Here is a 9,760-nt window from a genome sequence, read left to right as displayed (position 1 = left end):
AGTGTGCAGGGGGTGTCGGTGCTTTTGCAGGTGCGCACCATCTGCCCGGCCGAGATCTCGCTGCGGCCTTTGCTGGCAGCGCGGGCGGTGCATCTGCCGCTTTCGGTGGCGCTGTTCTGGCTGGGCAGCACCGTGCCGGTGCAGGCCGTGCAGACCTTTACCACCCTGACCGAACGGGTGGTGGTGCTGCGCCGTGTCCCGCTGGACTGCGCCCTGCTGGCCTTTGCCGTGTGCTGCATCACGGTGGAGGAGTTGGCGAGGAGTTAAGGTGCGGGCCGCGTGCTGGGCTGTGGGCTGGGAGTTTCTCCAGCGAATGTCCGGGAAGTGGGGCCCCGTGCGTAAGCACAGGGGCGGAACCGTGGGTTCCGGGCTGTTCGCGGAGAAAGCTGCCAGCACGCAGCCTGCGGTTTCCGGGAACTTTATCAGGTGCTACTGTAGGAGCGTTATCTGAGCAAGTTTAAACTTTTAAACGATACAACGATTGAAAAGTAACTTTGTCAAGGTGAGAAAGTTCCATTGTTCTGAGAAAGTTCCAACTTTGTCAAATATCCGAACTTTGTCAAGCTGACAAACATCAAATTTATAACGTAGATCAGTATTTAAAATGGAACTTTGTCAGATGTTTCTCCACAGTAGCAGGTATACCAGCGATTCCTGCCATCTTTTCCACGTATCGCTTGCTTTGCGATTTGGCTGGACTTCGTGAGGTCACTGTACACACGGTTGTATGTACTGTCACTGCACCCGACCTCCCGCAGGACGGCGGCGCGCAGCTCGTTGCTGGGCATCGACCCAAGGCGGCTCTCGGACAGAACGTTCAGGATGGCGCTGCGGGTGTCCTGCCGGGTCTCCGCCGTGCGCACCCGCCGCTCCTCAATGAAGTCGGCATCCTTCTTGTCGGTGTAGCCGTCAAACACGGCCCGTGCAGTCTTTACGCCCTCCACCTCCACATCGTCGATGTGCAGCAGCACCGTCTGCTGGGGGCGGGCGTAGCTGTTTTTCTCGTGGCTGAGATAAATTTTGCCGTCGTTCTTGGCGCGGCCCATCATCAGCACGCTGCGGGCCATGTCCCAGATATCCGAGCTGTCGGCCAGACGTGCGCGGCCGGAAACGCCCTGCTTTTTGTTGGAGTGCATCACGATGAGCACCGCGCAGCCCTGCTTTGCGGCAATGGCGCGCAGCGGCAGCAGGGCACCGCGCATCTGGTTGCGGCTTGCCATCTCCACATCGGCGGGCAGAAAGCTCTGCAGCGGGTCCACGATGAGCAGCAGCGGCCCGGCCTTGGCGGCAAAATCCGCCAGTGCCTGATCCTTGAGGGTAAGGGGCTGGCCGGTCTTGCCAAAGTAGTCGTCGGCGGTCAGCACCAGCACCCGGTTCATGTCGGCCCCGGCCGCCAGCAGACGGGCCTTGAGCACCTTGCCGGGGTCGTCCTCGCCCGCAAGCAGCAGCACCTTGCCGGTCTGCTGCGGCGGCAGCGGAAAAAAGCCGGAGGTCTTGCCCGCCGTCACATAGGCAATGAGCTGTGCCTGCCAGATGCCCTTGCCGGTGCCGCCGTCGGCACCCAGCAGCGACACTTCGCCCAGCGGCAGCAGCTGCGGCACCAGCCACGCCACGCTCTGCATGGGCACATCGGCCAGCAGACCGGGCTGCGCCGCGCTGCCCTCCAGCGCAAGCTTGCGCTGCTTTGCGTCCGCGTTCACGGCTGCCATAAAGGCTGCGGGGTCGGCCTGCCACGCCTGCTTGCAGGTGTTGAGCCATTGATCGATCTTGTAATTGACGGCGGGCAGCTGCATGTTGCAGGCTGCGCCGCGCACGTCGTCCAGCAGATCTTCCCGTGCATCCGGGTCGGTCTGGTGGAACATTACCGCAAAGGTCAGGCGGCTGAACAGCTGCTGCTCGGTCCTGCAGGCATCCAGCATGTTCAGAAAGTCTGTGCGGTCCTGAATGGATACTCCCAAAATACATTTCTCCTTTCGCTGTGGTTTATAACTGGAAGCAAAACCAAATGTTGTTGCAATAAGTATAACTCTGAAAAAACAACGTGTCAACAAATAGTTTTTGCGCAAAAAGCCACAGCTTCCGGGGTGAAAATGCACAGGAAAATGGGGAAAGAAAAAGAGAAGGCGGGCACCTTCTCTTGACAAAACGGCAAAAAATAACTATACTACAAATAGAAAAGGTGCTGTCCGCAATGGTCAGCTTCCTACCTTTACAATCAAGATTGACTGCACGGAGTTGGAAGGCTGTGGCAGTCAATCTTTTTTGTTGTCATCACATTTGCGCTGAGAAAACTTCTCCAAGACCTCAACGGTCAGGCGAACTGCATCAAGGATCAGACTCAACAGCATGAGAATGACCGTGAGCAGAGTGAAAAGCTCCATCAGGCTCATTGATATCCCTCCCTTCGCCTTCAAGGCTCCGGGCAGGGTACTTCCAAAAAAGTTTCCTCCCGGAACCTCTGCTTCATTCCATGTAGAAAGAGCAGCGATACAGGGCAGGAAGCATGACCACCTGCGCTTGCAGATAGCACCTTAACGCCACCCTTTGGGGTGGCATTTTTAGTTTAACATACTTTTTGACGAAATACAATAAGAACCCACAGAAACGACGCTTTGTAAAATTTTATGGTGCATGGTTGCTTTTTGAAAAAAGCAGAGTATAATAAAAGTGAGAAAGTAAGAAAATCGCACAAAGGAGAATGAAGGATGCTGACGGAATTGAGGACAAAATCCCAGATCACCATTCCAAAGGATATTGTAATGAAGATGGGCCTGCGGGAGGGCGACAAGCTGGAGATCGTGGAGAAGGATGGCGTGATCGAGCTGATGCCGGTAGCCGTTTACCCCAAAAAGTATCTGGACGAGCTGCGCAGCGAGATCAACGAAGCAAAGGCCAAAATTGCGGCAGGGGAGCAGCCGGTGTTCGACACTGTGGACGCACTGTTTGAAGCGCTGGACGGTGCGGACGAATGAATTACAAGATCACCTACACCAAACGGTTCATAAAGAACCTGAAGCGTTTGAACGCAGCGGAGCGGGCGCAGCTGAAAAAGAAGCTGGAAATTCTGGAAATGGACCCGCTGTATCCGTCGCTGCGCACAAAGCGTATTCAAGGCACGGTAGACTTGTTCGAGTTCAGCGTAAACATGGATGTGCGGGTCATCTGGCAGTACGACGGTGATACGATCATTCTGCTGATATTCTGAATCAATTTTAAAAGCCTGTAAACACGATAAAAAGGCCGCTGCACGGTTCACATGCAGCGGCCTTTCCATTTGATGGGGAGTATTCAGCGGCGGTTTACTGGATGCCGGTCACAGGGTAGTCCTGATCCTCAACGGCCTTCTTCAGCACGTCGTCGGCGACCTCGGCGTTCAGGGTGACGATGGCGGTGCCGGCCTCGTGGCTCACCACGGCCTCGTCCACCTCGGGCAGGGCTTCCAGAGCCTTCTTCACGCGGGCTTCGCAGTGGCCGCACATCATGCCTTCCACTTTCAGGGTCTTTTTCATAGCAGTGTCCTCCTTGGTACTCTCTTTATTTGCAACCGCTGCGGGCTGTGCGGAGACAGCGGGCAGGGAAGCAGCATTTTTTGCCGCACGATCGTGCTTTGTGCTGTGCACGTCGAACAGGTTCAGGCGCAGGGCGTTGCTTACCACGCAGAAGCTGGAAAGGCTCATGGCAGCAGCACCGAACATGGGGTTCAGCGTCAGGCCGAAGGGGATGAACACGCCTGCGGCCAGCGGGATGCCGATGATGTTGTAGATGAACGCCCAGAACAGATTTTCGTGGATGTTGCGCAGGGCAGCGCGGCTCAGGCGGATGGCGGCAGGCACGTCCGACAGCTTGGAGTTCATCAGCACCACGTCCGCCGCGTCGATGGCAACGTCGGTGCCTGCGCCGATGGCGATGCCGGTGTCGGCACGGGTCAGGGCCGGGGCATCGTTGATGCCGTCGCCCACCATGGCCACCTTGCCGGATGCCTGCAGCTGGCGGATGACCGCTTCCTTGCCGTCGGGCAGCACGCCTGCGATCACCTCGTCCACACCGGCCTGCCTGCCAATGGCATCGGCAGTGCGCTGGTTGTCACCGGTGAGCATCACCACGCGGATGCCCATGGCCTGCAGCTCCCGGATGGCGCGGGGGCTGTCCTCCTTGATGGTATCGGCCACCGCGATGATGCCCAGCAGATGGCCTGCTCCGCCGAAGAACAGGGGCGTTTTGCCCTGTGCGGAAAGGGCTGCGGCCTTTTCCTGCAGCTGTGCGGGCACGGTGACTTTGGTGCCGATAAAGGACGCATTGCCGCCAAAGATCTCCACGCCGTCCAGCTTTGCGGCCAGACCGTTGCCCGGCAGGGCGGCAAAGCCGGATACCTCGGGGGCGGTGAGCTTCTGCGCGTCGGTGCAGGCCAGCACGGCCTTTGCCAGCGGGTGCTCGCTCTTGCGCTCCAGTGCGGCGGCAAGGGTGAGCAGCTCCGCCTCGGAAACGCCCTCGGCGGGCAGAATGTCGGTCACTTTTGGTTCACCGCTGGTGATGGTGCCGGTCTTGTCCAGCGCCACGATCTGGGTGCGGCCTGCAGCTTCCAGCGAAGCGGCGGTCTTGAACAGGATGCCGTTCTTTGCACCCAGACCGTTGCCCACCATGATGGCCACCGGCGTTGCCAGACCCAGCGCACAGGGGCAGCTGATGACCAGCACGGAGATGCCGCGGGCCAGTGCATAGCCCAGCTCCCGGCCCAGCAGCAGCCACACGATGGTGGTGAGCACCGCAATGGTAATGACCGCAGGCACGAAGAAACCGGACACCGTATCGGCGATTTTTGCAATGGGAGCCTTGGTGGCGGCGGCATCGCTGACCATCCGGATGATCTGGGCAAGGGTGGTGTCCTCGCCCACGCGGGTGGCCCGGCACTGCAGGAAACCGGACTGGTTGGTGGTGGCAGCGCTCACCTTGTCGCCCGCAGCCTTGTCCACGGGGATGCTCTCGCCGGTCAGGGCGCTCTCGTTCACGGCGCTGGTGCCTTCCAGCACGATGCCGTCCACGGGGATGTTCTCGCCCGGGCGCACCACAAAGATGTCCCCCTTCTGCACCTGCTCGATGGGCACGGTCACTTCGGCACCGTCCCGCAGCAGGGTGGCGGTCTTGGGGGCAAGCTTCATCAGGCTCTTGAGCGCGTCGGTGGTCTTGCCCTTGGAGCGGGCCTCCAGCATCTTGCCCACCGTGATGAGGGTCAAGATCATGGCGGCGGACTCAAAGTAGAACTCCATCATATAGTGCATGACCAGCTCGCTGTTGCCGTCCACCTGCGCGCGGGTCATGGCGAACAGGGCGTAGGTGCTCCACACAAAGCTTGCCATGGAACCCATGGCCACCAGCGTGTCCATGTTGGGCGAGCCGTGGAGGAGCCCCTTGAAGCCGTTGATGAAGAACTTCTGGTTGATGACCATGACGATGCCCGCCAGCAGCAGCTGCACAAGGCCCATGGCGATGTGGTTGCCGTCGAACCAGCGGGGCAGGGGCCAGCCCCACATCATGTGGCCCATGGAGAAGTACATCAGCACCAGCAGAAAGCCCAGCGACGCAATGAACCGCCGCTTGAGCTTGGGGGTCTCGTGGTCGGCCAGCGCGTCAAGGTCGGCGCTGGTAGAGCTGGCAGCCGCCGCGCCCGCACGCTTGGGGCTGGCACCGTAACCGGCATCCTGCACGGCCTTGATGATCTCGGCAGAGCTGGCGGTGCCCTCCACGCCCATGGAGTTGGTCAGCAGGCTTACCGAACAGCTGGCAACGCCGGGCACCTTGCTCACGGCCTTCTCCACCCGGGCGGAGCAGGCTGCGCAGCTCATGCCGGTAACGTTGTATTGTTCCATAAAATATCACTCCTACGTTGAGTATGCACGGGAAAGGGCTTCTTATTTCATGAGCTTGGGCAGCAGATTCACCAGCTCGTCCAGCTTTGCCTCGCTGCCCGCGCGCAGGTCGTCCGCCACGCAGGTGGAGATGTGCTGTGCCAGCAGCTCTTTGGAAAAGCTGTTCAGCGCCGAGTTCGCCGCCGCCACCTGCACAAGGATGTCCACGCAGTAGGCATCCTTTTCCAGCATGCCGCGGATGCCGCGCACCTGCCCCTCGATGCGGCTGAGCCGGTTCAGCAGGGCCTTGTGCTCCTCCGGGGTGCGGTCCTTGTGGCGGCAGCAGGAGGGGGTGACGCTTTCGGTGGGCACAGCGGATGCGTCAACGGCCGGAGCCGTGGCAGCTTCGGGCTGGGCGGGCGTGCCGCAACAGCAGCAGGGCTTTTTCTCGTTGTCCATAAAATATCTCCTTTACCCATAGGGGGTATATGTCTTACAGCATGAGTATAGCACAGCAAACCCGATAAATCAAGTAGGGAATTGAAAAATACAAACAAAAAGAGGGAAGGCACTGCAAATGCCTTCCCTCTATCAAATATCTTTTACTTCTCCAGAATCCGCGGCACAAACAGGCCCAGCATCTTGCCCCACCAGTACCACTCGTGGGAGACATCGCCGCCCCAGACCTCGAGGTGGGCGGGCAGGCCCTGTGCGGCCAGCACATCGGCCAGCGCCTGCGTGTCGGCTTTGGCATCGTCCTCGTAGGCACCCTGACCGGCGCAGAGCATCAGGCTGTTCTCCTCGGCCTTGGCCAGAGCCAGCTTGTCGGCGATGCCGTTCTCGGCCAGATACTGCAGGGGAGAGCAGCGCAGCACCAGATCGTCGGCTTCACTGCCCCAGAAGCGGGCCAGATCGTAGATGCCGGAAAGGCCGATGGCACCGGCAAAGAGCTTGGGACGGCGCAGGCGGCAGTTGACGGCGTGCACAGCGCCAAGGTCAATGCCCACACACCACAGCTTGGCATCCTTTGCGGCACCGTTCAGGGCCAGCACCCGGGGAGCCAGCTCGGCGGTAAGGTAGACGAAGTACTTTTCCTCCATCTCGGCGCGGCGGCGCACCGGGATGTCGCCGTTCAGTACGGCCTCGCCGTCAATGCTGTCGGCGCAGAACAGCTGCACCTTGCCCTCGTTCAGCAGCGGGGCAATGGCATCGGGCATGCCGTTGTTCTCCCAATCATAAAAGCGGCCGCCGCGGGCAGGCAGGGCCAGAACCGGCACACCGGCGCTGCCGTATACCTTGAACTCCATCTCGCGGTTCAGCACGCTGCTCCACTCTTTGTAATAGGTACCCTGGATCATAAATCAAGCACTCCTTGTTTCTATATTCACCGGCCCGGGCGTAGTCGCTGCACGTCGGTGCCGGTCGTTGGCAATCAAAAGAAAGCTTTCTCTGGAAATATCACACGAACTGGTTGCGCTGGGCATCGTACTCGTAGCCCACAGCTTTGAGCTTTGCGCACAGATCTGCCTTGTCGGCATCCAGATCTTCGCACAGAGCATCGAGGTTTTTGTAAAAATCACGCAGCTTCAGGTTCACCACGCTCAGCAGCATGATGGGATCGTTGGGCAGAGCCATGTGTTTTGCCTCCTTACAGCAACAAAAAAAGCCGGCCACTCGACAAAGTGACCGGCCACATACACCAAATTAGACAGCGCGGGTAACTTTGCCAGCGCGCAGGCAACGGGAGCATGCGTAGACGTACTTGGGAGAACCCTCAACGACCGCCTTGACACGACGGACATTCGGCTTCCAGGTACGGTTGGAACGACGATGAGAGTGAGAAACCTTGATACCAAAGGCAACACCCTTGCCGCAGCATTCACATTTAGCCATGGTACTTGCACCTCCTGCAGTGAAGTAAGGAATCAAAATAATCAGCTTGACTATTGTAGCAGATTACCGGGCAAAATGCAAGCCTTTTTTCAAAAAATCTTGCGTTTTTTTGGAAAACTGCCCCGATGCACTCAGATGCTGTTTTTTGTTACGACCCCTTGTGTGAAAATGTGATTTGGAGCAGCCCGCAGGCTGCAACGGCGACGACCGCCGCCAGTGGCGGAAACAGGGAGAAGCTGTTGGGGCAGCGGCCAGCAAGACGTGAGTGCCGTTCAAGGCACAAAACGAATGCTGGGTGCCGCAACTCGTAGACAAATCACGAATTAAAAATAAAATTCCGCTGAAATGATCAGAGCGAAGCGGAGATCATTTTAAATCGTCTGGACACCCCTTGTCTAAAACCTCAAAAAATAGTATTATATATGGTATACTGAAAAAAGGCAGGAATATCGAATGACCTCTCAGGGCATCTATTATCTCATCCGCGCGCTGGTGGCGCTGGTGGCCATCCCCTTCCACGAGTGCGGCCACGCGCTGGCGGCATGGCTGCTGGGCGACGACACCGCAAAGCGGCAGGGGCGGCTCTCCATGAACCCCTTTGCCCACTTTGACCTGCTGGGCACGCTGTGCATGGTGTTTGCGGGCGTGGGCTGGGCAAAGCCCGTCTCCACCGACCCCCGCAATTTCAAAAACCCCAAGTGGGGCATGGCCCTCACCGCGCTGGCTGGCCCTGCGGCAAACATCCTCCTTGCCTATGTGGGCATGGTGGTGTGGAAGCTCATGTACTACTGGGCACCGGTGAACGATGCCACCATCTACATTGCCATGTTCCTGCAGTACCTTGTGCTGATGAACGTGAGCCTTGCCGTGTTCAACTTGATCCCGGTGCCGCCGCTGGACGGCAGCCGCATCCTGCTGGTGCTGCTGCCCCGGCGCATCTACTTTGGCCTGATGAAGTACGAGCGCTATATCATGATCGCCCTGCTGGCGGCAGTGTGGTTCGGCGCACTGGATACCCCCCTGTACTACCTGAACAACATCGTGTGGGAGCTGCTGGGCAAGGGCACCGGCTACATTGATAAGATCGCGTATTCCATCTACTATGCCGGCCTTGGGACGGTGGTGTGAGCGTGGCAGAAGAATTGACCTTCCATCTGGAAGATTTTGACGGCCCGCTGGAATTATTGCTGGCGCTTGTGGCCAAACATAAGATGGACCTGCACAACATCCCCATTCTGGAGCTGATCGACCAGTACACCGCCACGGTGGCGCGGGCCGACCCGGACCCGGAAGCCGCCAGCGCCTTCATCGAGATGGCCGCGCGGCTGGTGGAGATGAAAAGCTATCTGCTTTTGCCCCGCAGCGAAGAGGGCGAGCGCATGAAGCAGGAGTTCACCGGCCAGCTGATCGAGTACGACCAGTGCCGCCGCATGGCTGCGCTTTTGCGCCAAAAGGCCGAAGCTGCGCCGGTTTTTGTGCGTCCGCCCATGGAGATGGAGTTCGATAACACCTACGACCTGCACCATGCGCCGCAGGTGCTGGCGGATTACTGGGCCGTTCTTTCCGGCCGCACCAAGCTGCGCCGGGAGCCTACCCAGCAGCAGTTCGAGCCGCTGGTCACAGCGCCCATGGTGTCGGTGACGAGCCGGGTGGTGTACATTCTGCGGCACCTGATCAGCGGCACAGCGGCAAAAATGAGCCAGCTGTTCAGCCGCCAGCAGACCCGCAGCACCAACGTGGCCACCTTTCTGGCCTTGCTGGAGCTGGTGCGCGGCGGCCGTGTAAAGCTGGACGACGAGGGCCGGCTGACCATGCAGCGGGGCCGCATCCAACATGATAAGGAGAAGGAATGAACCAGAAACAGATCCGTGCAGCCGTGGAAGCCATGCTGTTTGCCAGCGGCGACCCCATTGGTGCCGACAAGCTGGCCCAGGCGGTGCAGCTGCCGCAGCTCAGCGTGGAAGCCGCGCTGGAAGCCCTGCGGGAGCGCTACGCCCGGGAGGACAGCGGCCTGTGCCTGCTGC

Annotated in this window: 12 protein-coding genes and 1 pseudogene; 6 read left to right on the top strand and 7 right to left on the bottom strand. The window is 59.2% G+C overall.

The window, feature by feature from the left end; translation table 11 throughout:
• A pseudogene (locus QZL71_RS07910) lies at nt 1-267 on the top strand (hypothetical protein); the annotation flags it as partial.
• Between the two features lie 332 nt (nt 268-599).
• Here the strand turns inward: QZL71_RS07910 and QZL71_RS07905 are convergent.
• Both QZL71_RS07905 and QZL71_RS07900 read right to left on the bottom strand, forming a co-directional pair.
• The gene (locus tag QZL71_RS07905) at nt 600-1,958 is read right to left on the bottom strand and encodes an AAA family ATPase (RefSeq protein WP_294648428.1); all 1,359 of its coding nucleotides are present in this window, start codon (nt 1,956-1,958) and stop codon (nt 600-602) included.
• A 294-nt stretch (nt 1,959-2,252) separates the two neighbouring features.
• Nucleotides 2,253-2,390: a hypothetical protein gene (locus QZL71_RS07900; RefSeq protein ID WP_165853639.1), complete on the bottom strand. Its 138-nt coding sequence runs from the start codon at nt 2,388-2,390 to the stop codon at nt 2,253-2,255.
• A gap of 315 nt (nt 2,391-2,705) precedes the next feature.
• Between QZL71_RS07900 and QZL71_RS07895 the strand changes: the two genes are divergently transcribed.
• Nucleotides 2,706-2,972, top strand: coding sequence for an AbrB/MazE/SpoVT family DNA-binding domain-containing protein (locus tag QZL71_RS07895; protein WP_097774882.1), 267 nt, complete (start codon nt 2,706-2,708; stop codon nt 2,970-2,972).
• Complete coding sequence (locus tag QZL71_RS07890) at nt 2,969-3,205, top strand: type II toxin-antitoxin system RelE/ParE family toxin (protein ID WP_294648427.1); 237 nt, start codon at nt 2,969-2,971, stop codon at nt 3,203-3,205. The genes QZL71_RS07895 and QZL71_RS07890 overlap by 4 nt, the downstream gene beginning before the upstream one ends.
• 94 nt (nt 3,206-3,299) lie before the next feature.
• Here QZL71_RS07890 and QZL71_RS07885 read toward each other — a convergent pair whose 3' ends face one another.
• The 5 genes from QZL71_RS07885 to rpmB all read right to left on the bottom strand — a co-directional run bounded on the left by QZL71_RS07885 (nt 3,300) and on the right by rpmB (nt 7,736).
• Nucleotides 3,300-5,864, bottom strand: coding sequence for a heavy metal translocating P-type ATPase (locus tag QZL71_RS07885; RefSeq protein WP_294648426.1), 2,565 nt, complete (start codon nt 5,862-5,864; stop codon nt 3,300-3,302).
• Between the two features lie 42 nt (nt 5,865-5,906).
• Nucleotides 5,907-6,302 (bottom strand): metal-sensing transcriptional repressor, encoded by a 396-nt coding sequence (locus QZL71_RS07880; RefSeq protein WP_005941288.1) that lies wholly within the window; start codon nt 6,300-6,302, stop codon nt 5,907-5,909.
• Between the two features lie 143 nt (nt 6,303-6,445).
• On the bottom strand, nt 6,446-7,201 hold the full coding sequence (locus QZL71_RS07875) for an esterase family protein (protein ID WP_005941285.1): 756 nt from the start codon (nt 7,199-7,201) through the stop codon (nt 6,446-6,448).
• 100 nt (nt 7,202-7,301) lie between these two features.
• Nucleotides 7,302-7,478, bottom strand: a complete 177-nt coding sequence (locus tag QZL71_RS07870) for a DUF4250 domain-containing protein (RefSeq protein WP_097777911.1) — start codon at nt 7,476-7,478, stop codon at nt 7,302-7,304.
• A gap of 69 nt (nt 7,479-7,547) precedes the next feature.
• Nucleotides 7,548-7,736, bottom strand: a complete 189-nt coding sequence (gene rpmB, locus QZL71_RS07865) for a 50S ribosomal protein L28 (RefSeq protein ID WP_082210844.1) — start codon at nt 7,734-7,736, stop codon at nt 7,548-7,550.
• A 453-nt stretch (nt 7,737-8,189) separates the two neighbouring features.
• Between rpmB and QZL71_RS07860 the strand changes: the two genes are divergently transcribed.
• The 3 genes from QZL71_RS07860 to QZL71_RS07850 all read left to right on the top strand — a co-directional run.
• On the top strand, nt 8,190-8,864 hold the full coding sequence (locus QZL71_RS07860; RefSeq protein WP_120079571.1) for a site-2 protease family protein: 675 nt from the start codon (nt 8,190-8,192) through the stop codon (nt 8,862-8,864).
• Nucleotides 8,865-8,866: 2 nt separating this feature from the next.
• The gene (locus QZL71_RS07855; RefSeq protein ID WP_097774973.1) at nt 8,867-9,589 is read left to right on the top strand and encodes a segregation and condensation protein A; all 723 of its coding nucleotides are present in this window, start codon (nt 8,867-8,869) and stop codon (nt 9,587-9,589) included.
• Nucleotides 9,586-9,760 (top strand): SMC-Scp complex subunit ScpB (locus QZL71_RS07850; protein WP_294648444.1); only part of this gene is annotated, 175 nt, incomplete at its 3' end. The genes QZL71_RS07855 and QZL71_RS07850, both read left to right, overlap by 4 nt.

The sequence above is a fragment of the uncultured Faecalibacterium sp. genome (assembly GCF_900066275.1).
Taxonomy (GTDB): Bacteria; Bacillota; Clostridia; order Oscillospirales; family Ruminococcaceae; genus Faecalibacterium; species Faecalibacterium taiwanense.
Note: the sequence above shows the minus strand (reverse complement) of the source record. Positions and strands in the feature narration are given on the sequence as shown.